Annotated in this window: 17 protein-coding genes and 1 tRNA gene; 6 read left to right on the forward strand and 12 right to left on the reverse strand. The window is 56.2% G+C overall.

Annotated elements, in window-relative coordinates:
- Positions 1–56 precede the first annotated feature (56 nt).
- The 10 genes from ACPLPM_RS01890 to ACPLPM_RS01935 all read right to left on the reverse strand — a co-directional run bounded on the left by ACPLPM_RS01890 (position 57) and on the right by ACPLPM_RS01935 (position 8,697).
- Positions 57–1,199: an ABC transporter permease gene (locus tag ACPLPM_RS01890; protein WP_424358542.1), complete on the reverse strand. Its 1,143-nt coding sequence runs from the start codon at positions 1,197–1,199 to the stop codon at positions 57–59.
- Positions 1,189–1,926, reverse strand: a complete 738-nt coding sequence (gene ccmA / locus ACPLPM_RS01895; protein ID WP_424358543.1) for a heme ABC exporter ATP-binding protein CcmA — start codon at positions 1,924–1,926, stop codon at positions 1,189–1,191. The genes ACPLPM_RS01890 and ccmA overlap by 11 nt, the downstream gene beginning before the upstream one ends.
- Before the next feature lie 13 nt (positions 1,927–1,939).
- Positions 1,940–2,962 (reverse strand): hypothetical protein, encoded by a 1,023-nt coding sequence (locus ACPLPM_RS01900; RefSeq protein WP_424358544.1) that lies wholly within the window; start codon positions 2,960–2,962, stop codon positions 1,940–1,942.
- On the reverse strand, positions 2,937–3,413 hold the full coding sequence (locus ACPLPM_RS01905; protein WP_424358545.1) for a hypothetical protein: 477 nt from the start codon (positions 3,411–3,413) through the stop codon (positions 2,937–2,939). Before ACPLPM_RS01905 ends, ACPLPM_RS01900 begins: the two co-directional genes overlap by 26 nt.
- A 16-nt stretch (positions 3,414–3,429) precedes the next feature.
- Positions 3,430–3,819, reverse strand: coding sequence for a cupin domain-containing protein (locus ACPLPM_RS01910; RefSeq protein WP_424358546.1), 390 nt, complete (start codon positions 3,817–3,819; stop codon positions 3,430–3,432).
- Positions 3,820–3,938: 119 nt separating this feature from the next.
- Positions 3,939–4,787: a TrmB family transcriptional regulator gene (locus ACPLPM_RS01915; protein WP_424358547.1), complete on the reverse strand. Its 849-nt coding sequence runs from the start codon at positions 4,785–4,787 to the stop codon at positions 3,939–3,941.
- Positions 4,788–4,820: 33 nt separating this feature from the next.
- Entirely contained in the window at positions 4,821–5,435 is a 615-nt protein-coding gene (locus ACPLPM_RS01920; RefSeq protein WP_424358548.1) for a TetR/AcrR family transcriptional regulator, read from the reverse strand.
- A 111-nt stretch (positions 5,436–5,546) separates the two neighbouring features.
- The gene (locus ACPLPM_RS01925) at positions 5,547–5,984 is read right to left on the reverse strand and encodes a hypothetical protein (RefSeq protein WP_424358549.1); all 438 of its coding nucleotides are present in this window, start codon (positions 5,982–5,984) and stop codon (positions 5,547–5,549) included.
- Between the two features lie 13 nt (positions 5,985–5,997).
- Complete coding sequence (locus ACPLPM_RS01930; protein WP_424358550.1) at positions 5,998–6,618, reverse strand: methyltransferase family protein; 621 nt, start codon at positions 6,616–6,618, stop codon at positions 5,998–6,000.
- Positions 6,619–6,852: 234 nt separating this feature from the next.
- Entirely contained in the window at positions 6,853–8,697 is a 1,845-nt protein-coding gene (locus ACPLPM_RS01935; protein ID WP_424358551.1) for an OmpL47-type beta-barrel domain-containing protein, read from the reverse strand.
- 421 nt (positions 8,698–9,118) lie between these two features.
- Here ACPLPM_RS01935 and ACPLPM_RS01940 point away from each other — a divergent pair.
- The 6 genes from ACPLPM_RS01940 (at position 9,119) to ACPLPM_RS01965 (ending at position 11,773) form a co-directional block, all read left to right on the forward strand.
- A tRNA-His gene (locus ACPLPM_RS01940) sits at positions 9,119–9,191 on the forward strand.
- 50 nt (positions 9,192–9,241) lie between these two features.
- On the forward strand, positions 9,242–10,327 hold the full coding sequence (locus tag ACPLPM_RS01945; protein WP_424358552.1) for an OBG GTPase family GTP-binding protein: 1,086 nt from the start codon (positions 9,242–9,244) through the stop codon (positions 10,325–10,327).
- A 119-nt stretch (positions 10,328–10,446) separates the two neighbouring features.
- Positions 10,447–10,713 (forward strand): hypothetical protein, encoded by a 267-nt coding sequence (locus tag ACPLPM_RS01950; RefSeq protein ID WP_424358553.1) that lies wholly within the window; start codon positions 10,447–10,449, stop codon positions 10,711–10,713.
- A gap of 116 nt (positions 10,714–10,829) precedes the next feature.
- The gene (locus ACPLPM_RS01955; RefSeq protein WP_424358554.1) at positions 10,830–10,991 is read left to right on the forward strand and encodes a YgaP family membrane protein; all 162 of its coding nucleotides are present in this window, start codon (positions 10,830–10,832) and stop codon (positions 10,989–10,991) included.
- A 154-nt stretch (positions 10,992–11,145) separates the two neighbouring features.
- Positions 11,146–11,427 carry a YgaP family membrane protein gene (locus ACPLPM_RS01960; RefSeq protein WP_424358555.1) on the forward strand — a complete coding sequence of 94 codons (282 nt, stop codon included), beginning with the start codon at positions 11,146–11,148 and terminating at the stop codon, positions 11,425–11,427.
- Positions 11,428–11,557: 130 nt separating this feature from the next.
- Positions 11,558–11,773 (forward strand): YgaP family membrane protein, encoded by a 216-nt coding sequence (locus ACPLPM_RS01965; RefSeq protein ID WP_424358556.1) that lies wholly within the window; start codon positions 11,558–11,560, stop codon positions 11,771–11,773.
- Positions 11,774–12,331: 558 nt separating this feature from the next.
- Here the strand turns inward: ACPLPM_RS01965 and ACPLPM_RS01970 are convergent.
- Entirely contained in the window at positions 12,332–13,237 is a 906-nt protein-coding gene (locus ACPLPM_RS01970; protein ID WP_424358557.1) for an Mrp/NBP35 family ATP-binding protein, read from the reverse strand.
- A gap of 364 nt (positions 13,238–13,601) precedes the next feature.
- Positions 13,602–14,375, reverse strand: coding sequence for a DUF4386 domain-containing protein (locus tag ACPLPM_RS01975; RefSeq protein WP_424358558.1), 774 nt, complete (start codon positions 14,373–14,375; stop codon positions 13,602–13,604).
- Positions 14,376–14,427: the final 52 nt, after the last annotated feature.

Consider the following 14,427-nt stretch of genomic DNA (forward strand, 5'->3'; position numbering starts at 1 on the left):
CCGGGCGTGAAGCCATTGCATCTGAGACTGTGACGTCAGCACAGCGTTGGTCTTTCTCATAGCTGCTTATTCAACGTAATGGTCGACAGCCCGACCATGGCTAATGCGAAGGCGATCAGCACGAGTATGTCGAACCACACGTCGCCGAGGCCTGCGCCTCTGACCACGATGCTCACCATGGCGTCGTTGGCGTATGTCAAAGGCATGATATACGATAGTGCCTGGAGGTAGTTGGGCAGGGTGGAGATGGGCCAGAACATGCCGTCGAGGAAGATCTGGGGGAGGAGTACGATGGGGATGAACTGGATGGCCTGCAGCTCGTTCTTCGCGAACGACGAGCAGAAGATGCCTAAATTGACGGCGGCCAGCGTAAGCAGCAGCTGCACGATGATGACCGCCCATATGTCCCCGACGATCTTCACGTTCAGCACGTAGAGGGCGAAGCCGAGGATGATCAGCGACTGGATGGTGGCGAACACGCTGAACCCGAGGATGTAGCCGATGATGATCTCCGACCTGGTCAGGGGGGAGACGATCAGGCGCTCTAATGTGCCGAACGACCGTTCCCGCAGGAAGGTGACGCCGGTGAACAGGAAGATGAAGACGAAGGCGATCACCACGAGGATGTAGGGCGCGAAGAAGTCGATGGCCTTGTAGCCTTCACCGTACAGTACTACTGTCTCCACTGCCGGGTAGGCTGGCTTCTGCGCCGTGATTACGGATGGCGCTGTTCCCGCTGGTGGCTGCAGGTACGGAGCGATCACGCTCGCGGAGACGTTGGCGTACTTCTGGGCGATGGCCGCTCCTGCGGCGGGGTTGTCGCCTTGAGTGATCAGCGTAACATGTGCCTGTTTACCTGCCAGTATATTTCGGGTGAAGTTGGCCGGGAAGTGGATGATCCCGTCGACCGACTTGTTGTTCAGCGAGGCGTTGACGTCTTTCTCGTTCAGGTACAGGACGGTAACGTTATCCATTTCACCCAGGCCGGTGGCGATCTGCTCTGAGAGGTGCTCCGTGCCGGTGCGGTGATCCTCTAACACTACGCCTATGTTGACGTTCCCCGAGGCCGCGGTGAAGAAGTACGTGAGCAGCAGCATGACGAAGGCCGGCGCGATGATGAGCAGGGCGAAAGTTCTCCTGTCCCTCAAACACTGCATAACGATCCGCTTACCCAGCGATAGAATTCGATCAGCGTCCATTGCTGCCTCCCTCCGAGTAGTACATGTAGGCTTCTTCCAGCGTCGGGACTCCTGCCTGTTCTTTAAGGTACTGCGGGTGGCCCTCGATGAGCTTCTTGCCTTCCCGGAGGAAGGATAGCCTGCGGCAGCGTTCCGCTTCGTCCATGATGTGGGTGGTGACGATGAGCGTCACGCCCTGGCTATTCAAGTCCCGGAAGTAGTCCCAGAACTGGTTCCGGAGCTTCGGATCTACTCCTACGGTGGGCTCGTCGAGGAACATCAGGCGGGGCCGGTGGGCGAGCACGCAGGCGATAGATACCCGCTTCTTCATGCCGCCGGAGAGGGTGCCCACGATGCTTTCCTGCCTTTCGCTCAGCTTTACCACGTCGAGCACCTCGTCGATCCTTTTTTCGCGCTCGTGGCCTTTGAGGCCGTAGACGGAGGCGAAAAACCGGACGTTCTCCCTGACGGTAAGATCGTTGTACAGCGCGTCCATCTGGGTCATGTAGCCGATCAGGCGGTTGTTCCGCCGGTCGGGCACTTCCCTGCCGAAGACTTTTACCGAGCCCGAAGTGGGCTTTACCAGGCCGCAGAGTATCCTGATCAGCGTGGTCTTGCCCGAGCCGTTGGGCCCGAGAATACCATAGTTCTCACCGGCGCCTACGGTGATGTCGATGCCATCCAGCACCTTGAGGCTGCCGAAACTCATGGTCAGTCCCTCGCACTCGATGATGTTTTCAGCCGGCATGGGGTCCTCAGTCTTAGGGCTTGCGCTGCCTGATCTTCTTCGCCGCGGCAGCCAGGGCAATGGCCAGGATGACACAGGCGGCGAGCACTGCCACGTAGGGCCACCAGGCCTCCCACCATGCATCCCAGTAAGCTTTGCGCGGGGCGTGGGCCTGGGCGGCTATTGGTGTAGTCTGGTGCCAGTTATCTCCGGTCTTGTATACCAGGTAGAACTGGGGTAGCGTATCGTATGTGTCCGTCCTGCTGTCGACCTTGAAGTCTGCGGTGTACATGTCGCCGGCCTTCAGGGTGCCGACGTAGAACTCCTGGGGCTCGAACACGAACTGGTCGCCGGCGGCTTTTACGCTCACAGCTTCGATGGGCGTCTTCAGCGGGTTGGCGATGTCCAGGCTCATCTCGTTCTCGGTGCCGTTATATGCCTCGGCGTATTTGCTCACGATGAGCCGGGGCTCGGTCCGGTCCACCTGTACCCGGACAGGGTAGTTAAGGTAGACGTCGTCGTCCGAGGTTTTGACTTTCAGGGTCAGCTCGTAGGTGCCGTCTGGGGCGGCGCTATCGGCCTTGATGCCGAACTCGAAGCGGGCGGAGTCACCGGCGCCCAGCACACAGGTATCCATGTACTGGCCGGTGGTGACCTGGACGGGCCCTGCAGCAATCAGGTTGACGAACTCGACGGTAGCCGATCCTGCGGTCCCCTCGGACGTGGTCTGCTGGTCGGTCATCGTCTGCACCGTGCCCGGCGTCTGGTGGGTGCTGTCGAAGTAGTTCGAGGTGACTGTGTCAGAGTGCACCGTCGTATTGACGGCCGTGGAGGCTTTGAGCGTGTTTGTAACGGTCACGACCACTGTTCCCGAGTCGCCCGGCATCAGGGGGCTCGAGGCCGCCTGGGCCGTGTACGTCGCATACGGTACCACCTTGTAGTCGGTCACCGACAGCACCGGCTTTACGCTCGCCGCCGTCAAGGCCGGGGTAACCAGCGCGAAGGTCAGCAGCAGTAGCACTGCTAGTATTTTAGTTATTGTCCTGATAGATGGCATCTGCCATGTTCCTCCTGTCAATGATCTTGTAGCTCACGGATCCCTGGACCGAGCGGCCCTTCATGAATCTGACCGCGAACGAGCTCGCGTACTTTTCGGCATCGTCCGCCGTCTGCCACCGGTAGAGGCCCCGGAAGTCTCCCGTCTCCGGATCGTACAGCCAGAGCTTGTGCCTGAAGCCGGGCAACCCTGCGAAGAAGGGCACGGGCAGGTTGAGGAAGATCTTGTTGGCTGCCGGGGACATGTTCGCCAGGTGGAACCTGACCGTGAAGATCGCCTCCGGCTCCCCTGCTTCCGGCCGCAGGATTTCGATCTCCTTGACGATCTCGTAGTCCCTGCCTTCGAAGCTGATCGTCTTACCCACCCGGTCCCCGGGAAACCTGACCTTCCCCGTTATTCTGCAGGCGATGTACCTCGCCAGCGAGGCCAGCGGGCTGAAACTGAGCGACATTTCCCCGCCTCTCCTTTTACAGCAGCGCGGGGAAGAACTTGGCCAGCAGGTACACGTCTTCCCTGTCTGCCACTATCCGGTGCCGGACTCCCTCAGGTATCACCGAGACCACCCCGGGCTCGTAGACGAAGGGCTTGCCGTTCACGTCGGCCTCCGCCCTGCCCGAGATAATCTCGTGCAGCTCGTGCTTGTCAGCATGTACGTGATCGCCGATCGCATGCCCCGCCTCGATTCTGATCAGGTGGCAGCTCAGCCTTCCCCCGGTCATGCTGCCGGTTACGAGGTGTTTGAGGTACACGCCTTTGAAGGTAGAGTGCTCGTTCCAGGGCAGGCTTTCGACAGTGGCTGACCTGCCGTCTGCAATAATCCTGCCATCCCTGAACTTGCTGACCGCATCGCTTTCCATGTTGTCCCTCCGATCGGGCATCATCGACGCCCGTATATCGGTATTTATCTTAACAACTACTAATTGAGCCGCAAGCTATAAAAAGGTTTGGTATTGGTAGTTTTATGAAAAACTACCAATCAGACATGATGGCCTGGCTTGTGCTGCTCCGGGTAAACGAGGGGCATACGCTCCCAGAACGTCTGGAAAGCCGTCTGCGCGAGCATGTTGACGAGGGGGCTGCCGGTGGTGATCCCGGACCTGTTCTGCACGGGCAGCGGCGGCACGTACATGAACGTGTCGTCGTCTACGACCACCAGGAGGAGCCGGGTAATGTTAACCGGGGGTATCGGTAGCCTCATGTTCTTCAGGATGGGCTCCAGGTCGGTGAGGTCCACGCCAAAGGCATCCTTCATGGTCAGGTATTTCAGCCCGTACTTTTCCGGGATCGAAAGGTCGGTTCCAAAAGTGATGAGCTCGACGTCGATTTCCCTGCCCGTGAGGAATGCCAGGTAGTGCAGGTAAGCGTCGGGCAGGACCAGCTTGACCGTTTTTTTGGCGTTGGTCAGCATCTCCTCTATGGAGTTGCCAATGTTTCCCTCGCCGTACACGGTCCATATCATGTCCGGCAGGGCCTGCTCGACCCTGCTCTCCTCGAGCTCTTCCAGCTCCTGCAAAGCCATCTCTTCGGCGCTGCGGTGGATCTCGGTGAGGTGCTTGATCGCTATCTTCGGCGGGGTGGCCCGGTACATGGCGGGCTTGGCGTTGACTACCTGGACGAGACCCTTGTCCATCAAGGTCTTTAAGCTCTGGTAGACGCTGGGCTTGGGCGCGTCCAGGTACTCGTAAATCTGCTTGACTTCCGCCCTGTCAAAGAGTACGAGGGCAGAGTAGACCTTGGCTTCGTATTCTGTGAGGCCGAGGGTCTTCAGAGAATCGACAAGATTGCTCGATAAGGGCTTCATGGTAGTTTTCAGTAATACTACCACTCGCCCCCGCATAAAGCTTGTTATGCCACGGGCCTAACCTTTCGCGCTCTCAATAGAGCGCAGCATCAGCCCGATCGAATAGTTCACGAACTCGTCCTGCATGCCGGTTGACGGGGCCGTGCTGATCACGCTGTCGATGGAGGCGGTGAGGAACAGCCCTGCTTTCATCGGGTCGAGATCGCTCTTCAGCGTGCCGTCCCGGATGCCCTCGTCGAAGGCCGCGAGGATCATTCTGTTGTTGTCTCCGTGTATGCTCACCAGTTCGGCTTTATCCGGGAACTCCTTCTTCTCGAAGCCATTCGCCACCATATAGTTCAGGGTCGAGTAGTAGCCGGGATACTTGCTGCCGTAATCGTACGAGGCATACAGCGCATGCCTGATCTTGTCGATGCCTGTCTTGCCCTTGTTGCACGCTTCCCGGTACATCCGGTTCAGGATTTTTATGCCGCGAATGCCGATGGCCGCGATGATGTCGTCCCTGTTCTTGAAGTACAGGTACAGCGTTCCCCGGGCAAGCTCCGTCTCCTTCGCTATGTCATCCATCGTGACTTTCTCGAAGCCTTTCGAGAAGAGCAGCTTTTCGGCCGCGTCGATGATCTCGTTGCGGCGCCTGATCTTTTCCCTTTCTTTTCTCTCAGCTGTCGACATTTCTCTCGCTCCGTTTTATTTCAAGTAGTCTTAATGACATAGCGTCATTCGCTATACTACTTGTCATGATTTTATTTAAGCCTTTACCCATCTGGCCAGCCAGGCCTGGCTTCAGTCTGCCGTGATCAGCAGCGTGCGCCGGTCTTCGACGGACTGAAGCCGGCTGCCAGACAGCTCATAGTGTATGATCTGGCTGTCCTTGCCACAGACGACCTCGTAGCTGCCCGAGCCCAGGCTGGTCCAGGTGCCCGTGGTCTTGAAGATGCCCACGTTCAGCGGCCAGTACTCGTAGGTGCCGTCTGCTCCGAAGATCCACCTTGCGTCAGTCAGGTCGATGGTGTTTTTCTCGCTCTTGACGACGGGGTCTTCCATCTTCCAGGTACCCACCACCGGATCGTTCGCCATCGCCGGATCTACCACTCTGTCAGCCCCCGAATTTACCGGAGCCTCGTTGTTCAGGACGGGGAGGATAGCCCCCGCTCCCACGCATCCGCATACCAGCAGGGAAACCAGAAGCACGCCTGCTGCAAGTATTATGTTGGACTTCATTTCCGCTTCCTCTTTAGATCACGAACGGGATGAACATCTTAGTCTTCTGTTTGTACTCGGCGTAGTCTTTGCCGAACTCCTGCTCCAGCTCCTTCTCTTCTCTCCTGGCGAGGCCGTAGTACAGGAATAGCAGCAGGCCGTACAGCAGGATGAGGGGTATAGTAGCCCACTCGCACATCATGCCGAGCGTGATCAGGAAGAAGCCCGTGTACTGCGGGTGCCTGATGAACCGGTAGATGCCGCCGGTGACCAGCTTGCCCTGGCCGCTTTCCTTGCTCCAGTAGTCCTTGTGGATCTGTTTCCAGCCCAGGATGACGAGAGCGATGCCGAGCAGCATGAAGATGATGCCGATGTACATGCCCCACAGGCCTATGTACTGCCCCAGAGTGTGGCCCCAGAGCACGCCTTCAGGCAGCCAGATGCCGAACAGCCAGCCGATGATGTACATGCTGAAAGGCACGCCGAACATCTCCACTGCCATCGCGACGATGAAGGCCAGGTATGTCCCGGTCGGCTTAAGCTGGCTCTTCTTGTAGAACGGCATAAACAGGATGAATACGCCGAAGATCACTATCCAGGTGAGCACTGCCCACCACATTCCGAATTCAGATGCAGCTTCCCCTATTGTTGACATTTAATATCACCGTTGAGTCGTTAATATGACACTTTTTCACTTTATGGTAACACGTCACTTACTGACGCATTGTCATGTGATGACGACATGTCACTACAAGTATATAAGGGTTTGCACCAGGGCCGCAGTGGCCTGCTTAAGGACAACAATCCCGCTTGACTACGTCGACACTTCCGGCCGGGGTGAAGGCTTAAGGGAAAAAAGATGAGCCTCTAACGGCTCCGGTCGATTATTCTATTTCCTGGAAACCAGGATGTACGCACCGGCCACGGTGACGATTACCGCTAACGTGCCGAGAACGAGCCACGTCAGGAATCCTGAAGCCTGCGGTGTTACTGGAGGGGTGGGTGTCGGGCTCGCCGCGGGCAGCTCGGTGGGTGCTGTCGTGGGCGCCGGCGTAGCCGAAGGCTCCGTGCCCGGAGTGGGTGTCGGGGTAGCCGCCTGCGTAGGTGCAGGTGTTGGTATTACCGTCGGCATTATGGATGGCCTGCCGTACATCTCGTCCATCGAGACGGTGCCGGAAGGCAGTACTATCCTGTCAAAGGAAAGGGCCTTCGCCGTTTCAGCGTTATCCGCAATGTCAACGGATCTGTAATATATCATGCTCAGGCGGTCGAAGGCGACAGGCACTATGTACTGTGTCCACTCATTGTTGTCGATCTTGTACTCGGTGTAATTCACACCAGAAGTAGTATCCGTAGCTGTCAGGGCGAACGTGTTGTCCATGATCGTGGCATCAGTAGTAGGAGCCATAGTATCGATGTTGATCACCCGGCTTCCGGTTCTCGAATTGCCTGCTCTGTCAGTGCAGTTCCAGTATACGGAGCTGGATCCTTCCGCTGCCACAGTAAAGGTTGTACCAGTATGCCAGCTCACGTTGTCCAGGCTGTACTGGACTTGATCGACGCCTGACCCGCCTGGATTATCTGTAACTATGAGAGAGCATGGTACCTCGACATTATACCACCCGTTATTCGGAGAAACCCCTGTAACTAACTGGACCGCAGGAGCAGTATTATCCACAAACAGACTCGCGGAACCCTCCGCTCCCGAGTAAAACACCTGGACCCTATGATTATTAGAATCAACTACGTAGACATTGTCTCTACAATCAGCCACAATACCTGTCGGGGTATCGAACTGGCCATCGCCAGTCCCGGGAGTTCCGAACCGGGTGAGGTAGTGGCCGTTGCAGTCGAACACCTGTACCCTGTCGTTATCTGTGTCGGCTACGTAGACGTGGCCGGTGCTGTTAATCGCAATATCGATAGGGAACTTGAATTGGCCGTCGCCTGTTCCGAAAGCTCCGAACCGGGTGAGGTAATTTCCATCGGAGTCGAACACCTGCACTCTGCGGTTAAATGTATCAACTACGTAGACGTGGCCGGTGCTGTTGATGGCAACCTCATATGGCATATAGAATTGGCCTTCGCCTAATCCAAAGGCTCCGAACTGGTTGACGTAGCTCCCGCTACTGTCGAACACCAGTATCCTGCTACTACTAGTATCGGCAACGTAGACGTAGTCGGTACTGTTGATCGCTATGCCTATCGGGTGCCGGAACCGGTCGTAGCCCGTACCGTTAGTGCCTATTTTAGTGAGGTAGTTGCCGTTGCTGTCGAAGACCTTCACGCTGTGGCTATCTGCGTCGACCACGTAGGCGCGGCCGGTGCTGTTAACCGCGACACCTAACGCGTTCAGGAACTGGCTGTCTCCCGTCCCATAGGTTCCGAACTCGTCGAGGTAGTTGCCGTTGCTGTCGAACACCTGTACCCTGCCGTTATTAGTGTCAGTTACGTAGATGTAGCCTGTACTGTTAATCGTAATGCCGAATGGGTACATTAATTGGCCGTTTTCCCATCCACGGGTTCCGAAGGTCCCGTTGTTTACCGCGAGCTTGACTGTGTACTGGCCTTCAGGGACCTGACTACCGCCGTAGTCCCGGCCGTTCCAGGTTATCGATCCGGGTCCTGCATGCTGGTCTGGCAGGTAAGAGCTCCAGACTGTACTGCCCTCCGCATCGTTTATAGTGATAACGAGGTTACCGTTGATGATGTCGGGCAACGTGTAACTGATCATAGTAGTCGCGCCCGATCTGAAGGCGTCAGGACCTGGTGAGACTGTGATCGCCTGACCTGGTGCTGCCTGCGCCTCTGCTATCGAGTAGAGTGATAAGATCAAAATGGCTGCTATTACCGTATTTGACACGCTGCGAAACCCGCTAATACACATACCCCTGGATACTCTGGCTGACGGTAGACGAGAACAAGCCCATGTACTGAGTTTCCAGTCTATACCCCACCATTTTATTTGTATGCCGGCAGGGTATAAATACCTGCTTGAGTTGTCGCTCGTTATAAAAAAGGCCATAGCCGGGGCGTTGTAGCTCATAAGTTGCCAGGCTCCGGAAACTTTTTTAATGGGTACACACTATACTCTCTCCAGAGCAACCATCACAATAAACTTTATATAACTGCGATATAGTATTGATGTTGCTTTTGCCGGGATGGGGTAGTTGGTCATCCTACGGGACTGTGGATCCCATGAGCCGGGTTCAAATCCCGGTCCCGGCCCTTAAACAAACAAACTATTTAAACCATTTTTCGGTAAGGATTTTCGCACAATGACGATCGAGGAAGAGATTAAGGCAATCCAGGACGAGATTGACAAAACCCAGAAAAATAAGGCCACCGAGCACCACATCGGCCGTTTAAAGGCTAAGATGGCGCGCCTCAAGGACGACCTGATCAAGCAGGCCATGTCCAAGGGCGGCGGCGTGGGCGGGTACAGCGTCAAGAAGAGCGGAGACGCTACCGTCACCTTAGTCGGCTTTCCCTCGGTAGGCAAGTCCACCCTTATCAACAAGCTGACCGACGCCAAGTCCGAGGTCGGCGCCTACGAGTTCACCACTCTCGATGTCGTTCCGGGCTCCATGGAGTACAGGGACGCGAAAATTCAAATTCTCGACCTGCCCGGCCTGGTCAAGGGTGCGGCAGCAGGCCGTGGCCGCGGCCGTGAAGTCATCTCGGTCATCCGCGGGTGCGATCTCATCCTCATGATCCTCGACGTGTTCAACTTCGAGCACATCGCAGTCTTAGAGAAGGAACTATACGACGCCGGCATCCGCATCAACCAGAGCAAGCCTGACGTCACCGTCACGAGAACGCTGAAGGGCGGTGTCATCGTCACCTCCACTGTCGAGACCACCATCGACCACGAGACCATTAAAACCATCCTCGGCGAGTACAAGATGCACAACGCATTAGTGAACATCCGCGAGGATATCACCGCCGATCAGCTGATTGACGTGGTCCGGGACAACCGGGTCTACATCCCGGCTGTCATAGTCCTCAACAAGATCGACCTGGTCGACAAAGAGCACTTGAAGAAGTTCCCGAAGGAATCAGTCAAAATTTCGGCTGACAGGGAGCTCAACCTCGACCTGCTCAAGGACACTATCTACGACCATCTCGGGTTCATCAACATCTACCTGAAGCCCCAGGGCGAGCAGGCCGACCTCGAAGAGCCCATGATCATGCGGGGCGGCGCCACCGTAGGCGACGTGTGCGACAGGCTCCACAAAGACTTCCGCCGCAAGTTCAGGTACGCCAAAGTCTGGGGCGACTCGGCCAAGCACGCCGGCCAGAGAGTGGGCGTCGACCACAGCCTGTGCGACGGGGATATCCTAACAGTAATCATTCAGAAATAACCGGGCCGGGCTACCCTGTTTTAAAGCCTGCATAGCTGCACCGAGCCCGACTGCTCTTTTTGATAAAAACCCGGCACATCATTTTTGTCACGGTCAACCTGTAGTTGATGGGGATGATTATGGGTATCAAAAAAATGGTCAAATACTCAGTCGGGGCGGCAGTCGCAGGCATCGCCGCTTACGAGCTCGCCAGGATGATGAAGAAGCCGGGCAGCAGCCGGGAAGAGCGGATGCAGACAAGGGAGTATGCTCCCTCACGAGAAGAGCGTATGCAGACCAGGGAATACGTGCCTCCGCAGGAGCGCATCGAGAGGATGGAAACCCCTGAATACAGGCCAGAAGAGCCGAGGGATCCCAGGGACTACCGCTCAATCTACAACCTCTAAGTGAGCCGTGACAATTCCGCCCCGGTTGAGGGGCGAGAACTCGCCTTCCAGCGCGCCCGGCATGTCCGTCAGAGCCGGCGCGCAGCCTTTTATTAGCAGAGCCAGACCTTGTACCTATGGAACAGAATGTAGGCGAAGTTGATAGAATCATCCGGTTCCTGATCGGCCTGTTTCTCGTAGGCACAGGGCTCTTCCTGCTCTTCGAGGCGGCGACCGGCTGGTGCGCGACGTACGAGCTGTTAGGGATCAATACCAGAGAGACGCCTTATCTGAAATAGATAGTTTATCCGTGGTTTCCCTAAACAGGGGCTATCAGAATGCTATTAGCTTACGTTATCTCTAATTAACGGATTGTGACAGAAAAACGGATTTCTTTTTTCAATACACTATGCCATACCATCCTTCTCGAAACAAGTCCGGGTGGTACCACCCATGTCGCACTCGCTGATGCGAGATTTCCTGCATAGTCTTTATTCTCTGGACCGCGAAGGCTCAGTCATGAAGAAGAACATCGGCGCCGCAGATCGCATGATCCGGCTGGGCATCGGCACCCTGCTGGTCGCCGTCAGCATCTACGTAGCCTGGCAGATCAACCCGTGGCTGGGGCTCATCCCGCTAATCATCGGGGCCTTCCTGGTCTACGAGGCCGCCCTCGGATGGTGCGCGCTGTACGCCCTGCTGGGAAAAAACACCTGCCCGATCAGCGAGCGGTGAGCCGGGGCTAAAGCCCCCGGTATTCCGCTTTCTCCACGGGCACAGGCCGTCAAACGCGGGGACATCACCCCATTATTTCGCCGGGACCGGGCCCAATGAATTTGACGGCGAAGCCGGAAATCGTTGTCTGATGAGACCGAACATCGGCGTCAAGGACCAGTTTATACGCATGAGCCTCGGGCTGACCCTCGCCGCCCTGGGCGCCCTCGTAGCCATGAATATAAACACACTATCTGGCCTTTTCCTGCTGTCTGTCGGCACCTTCTCTGCCTATGAGGCCACTGTCAGGTGGTGCGTCGTGTACGAGCTGCTGGGCAAGAACACCTGTAAAACATCTGAACAGTAAAACCACGGCGGCTCGGCTTTTTACCCTGACTACTGGAAAGCAAATGTTCTAACCACGGCGGCTCGGCTTTTTACCCTGACTACTGGAAAGCAAATGTTCTAACCACGGCGGCACGGCGGCACGGAGACAATTGCGAGTAACGATAGCAGGATGGTTATTTGAACCACGGCGGCACGGCGACACAAAGACAGTGGTGAACCATTAAATGTGAACTCCTTTTTAGGTCCACGGCGACACAAAGACAGAGCATTAACCATAAGCTTACTATCCAATCGTTTCAGCTCGACTTTTGATCAATAGCCTGAAGTAAGGAAAACTTATTTGTCGCCGTGCAGTCAGCCCGCCGTGCCGCCGTGGATCAATATAAGGAAGCCTTGCTATTCTGGTACAGGTTGTCTCCGTGCCGCCGTGCCGCCGTGGTTCTATTTACCATCCGACTTGTCGTGGATCGCCCTGTCTTTGTGTCGCCGTGCCGCCGTGGTTCAAACAACTGATTTCCGATTGTCCGGATAAAGAGCGGTGCCGCCATGGTTTTCACCGGCGGCAGGCGTAAAACGGTTACTTGTGCTTCTCGGCGAGGTCGGCGACCTTCTGGGCGATGGGCTTCATGGCGGTGACGATCAGCGATCTGCCGTCGGCCGGCAGCTCGTCGACGCCGCTGTTGAGCGGGTCGAGGGGTATTTCGCCGATCATGCGGAGGCCGTACTGCTTGGCGAGCTTTTCGACCTTGCTCTCTCCGAACAGCCGGATCTTCTTGTCGCAGTCAGGGCACTGCATGTAGGACATGTTCTCGATCAGGCCGAGGACGGGCACGTTGATGGTCTTCGCCATGTTGATGATCTTGCTCACGTCCAGCACTGATAAGTTCGAGGAGGTGCTGACGATGACGATGCCGTCCAGCGGGATCTGCTGCATGACGCTCATGGGCTCGTCCCCGGTGCCGGGGGGCAGGTCGATGAGCAGGTAGTCCAGCTCGCCCCAGTTGGTGTCTGTGACGAACTGGGTGACCAGTGTAGTCCTCATGGGGCCGCGCCACAGCATGGGGGTGTCGCTCGTGGTCAGGACGAACTCGGAGGAGATGACCTTGATGCCGTTGCGGTTCATGATCGGCTCCAGGCCCTCCGTCGAGGCCTCGAGCTTCCGACCCTCTAAACCGAGTAAGTGGGGCATGTTGGGTCCGCTCACGTCCGCGTCCAGCACGCCGACCTTCCTGCCCAGCATCGACAGGCTCAGCGCCATGCTGGCGGTGACAGTGCTCTTGCCCACGCCGCCCTTGCCGCTCACGATGGCGATGCAGTGCTTGACTCTGGAAAGCCTCTGCTCGATCTGCTGTTCGGTCTCGGACTTTTTGGCCTTCTGCTCAGGAGAGGCAGACGGGCAGGATGCGCACTTGCTGGAGCCCTTGCCGTCCTTGCAGGACGAGCACTCGGGGGCTGATAAGGAATTAGCGTTAGTGTCGGACATGATAAGTCGACCTGATTTTATACTTGTAGCTAAAAATATTTTCCCATCCGGTCGGCCTTCGGTCGGCTGGCGGGTGGCTGCGGCATCGCCGCCAGAGCATTCCGGAATAACGTAGGAAGCACAGGCCTGTTCAATCTTCATTGCTTCCGGACGATCTGCTTCATTTTCAGAGCGAACTCGTCGGCGATCAGGTATCCTTTCGCCTGCAGTTTTTCCCTGAGCGTAGCGTGGTCTTTGGCGACTTTCTCAGTATTCATGTGATGATACGAAAAGACGACCAGAAGAAATTTCGCTGGTTGCCGATCCTCGAGATTATTTCCGTTCTGCACCATTCTTTCTCCTCTTGCTACGCTTCCTGCAGCCGTTAACTTATCGTCGTCAGCGGGTTAGGATTTTTTGTCGGTCCCCGGCCCTTCACGCCCTTCACCAGCAACCACAGGCCGAACGGGATCTCCAGGAGCGCGGGCAGATCGGCGAACGCTTCGAAGCCCGGGAGCAGGAAGGCAGAGAAAAATCCGAACAGGTGGCCGAGCGCGGCGATGATCAGGAAGATGCCCAGTATCCTCGGGAGGAAACCTGACCTGAGCACCAGATACCCGAGAGGAACTAGCCAGAGGCCAAATGAAATCTGGGCTATGTAATATCCATAGTAGTGCAGATCAGCGAACAGCATCACCATGGCGTTCAGCTGGGCGGCCCCGAACGCTGTCAGGTAGCTGGCATCGTTCAATAAGATAAGGATAGCAAACTGGTTGAGCATGTTGAGGCTAAGAACCGCTGCGCTGGTCGTGGTCAGCAGCACGAACAATAATGCTATGTTTTTGTTGACTGGCTTGAGCAGTACATATAACGCCCAGGCAAACAATAGGTAGCTCGTCGCCATGGCCAGATCGCCGATGAAGGCGACACGGAATAACGCCTCGGAAGCCATGATGTTACTGGCCGTTGCCACGCCATTTCCGTGCACTATAAGGCCGCCACGGATCAACTGAGCGGCCATTCCGCACACGATCATTATCAAGTACAGGAATCCTGCTACTCTGGCGAGGTTCCTGTTAGGGTTCGAAACGACACCAGTTTCCAAATCCCCCATTTTTCTCTTCATGAAATCATTAGCAGTACTTGTATCGGAGTTCATTGTATCACCATATAGTACGCAAACGTACTGTACGTGTAATTACAGTACGTAT

Origin of the sequence: Methanocella sp. MCL-LM (genome assembly GCF_049676595.1) — an archaeon.
Lineage (GTDB): Archaea > Halobacteriota > Methanocellia > Methanocellales > Methanocellaceae > Methanocella_A.

Excerpts from the sequence above, each read along its gene's own strand:
- ACPLPM_RS01890 (WP_424358542.1), bottom strand. The coding sequence starts at position 1,199 with ATGGACGCTGATCGAATTCTATCGCTGGGTAAGCGGATCGTTATGCAG.
- ccmA (WP_424358543.1), bottom strand. The coding sequence starts at position 1,926 with ATGCCGGCTGAAAACATCATCGAGTGCGAGGGACTGACCATGAGTTTC.
- ACPLPM_RS01900 (WP_424358544.1), bottom strand. The coding sequence starts at position 2,962 with ATGCCATCTATCAGGACAATAACTAAAATACTAGCAGTGCTACTGCTG.
- ACPLPM_RS01905 (WP_424358545.1), bottom strand. The coding sequence starts at position 3,413 with ATGTCGCTCAGTTTCAGCCCGCTGGCCTCGCTGGCGAGGTACATCGCC.
- ACPLPM_RS01910 (WP_424358546.1), bottom strand. The coding sequence starts at position 3,819 with ATGGAAAGCGATGCGGTCAGCAAGTTCAGGGATGGCAGGATTATTGCA.
- ACPLPM_RS01920 (WP_424358548.1), bottom strand. The coding sequence starts at position 5,435 with ATGTCGACAGCTGAGAGAAAAGAAAGGGAAAAGATCAGGCGCCGCAAC.
- ACPLPM_RS01925 (WP_424358549.1), bottom strand. The coding sequence starts at position 5,984 with ATGAAGTCCAACATAATACTTGCAGCAGGCGTGCTTCTGGTTTCCCTG.
- ACPLPM_RS01930 (WP_424358550.1), bottom strand. The coding sequence starts at position 6,618 with ATGTCAACAATAGGGGAAGCTGCATCTGAATTCGGAATGTGGTGGGCA.
- ACPLPM_RS01935 (WP_424358551.1), bottom strand. The coding sequence starts at position 8,697 with ATGATCAGTTACACGTTGCCCGACATCATCAACGGTAACCTCGTTATC.
- ACPLPM_RS01945 (WP_424358552.1), top strand. The coding sequence starts at position 9,242 with ATGACGATCGAGGAAGAGATTAAGGCAATCCAGGACGAGATTGACAAA.
- ACPLPM_RS01950 (WP_424358553.1), top strand. The coding sequence starts at position 10,447 with ATGGGTATCAAAAAAATGGTCAAATACTCAGTCGGGGCGGCAGTCGCA.
- ACPLPM_RS01955 (WP_424358554.1), top strand. The coding sequence starts at position 10,830 with ATGGAACAGAATGTAGGCGAAGTTGATAGAATCATCCGGTTCCTGATC.
- ACPLPM_RS01960 (WP_424358555.1), top strand. The coding sequence starts at position 11,146 with ATGTCGCACTCGCTGATGCGAGATTTCCTGCATAGTCTTTATTCTCTG.
- ACPLPM_RS01965 (WP_424358556.1), top strand. The coding sequence starts at position 11,558 with ATGAGACCGAACATCGGCGTCAAGGACCAGTTTATACGCATGAGCCTC.
- ACPLPM_RS01970 (WP_424358557.1), bottom strand. The coding sequence starts at position 13,237 with ATGTCCGACACTAACGCTAATTCCTTATCAGCCCCCGAGTGCTCGTCC.
- ACPLPM_RS01975 (WP_424358558.1), bottom strand. The coding sequence starts at position 14,375 with ATGAACTCCGATACAAGTACTGCTAATGATTTCATGAAGAGAAAAATG.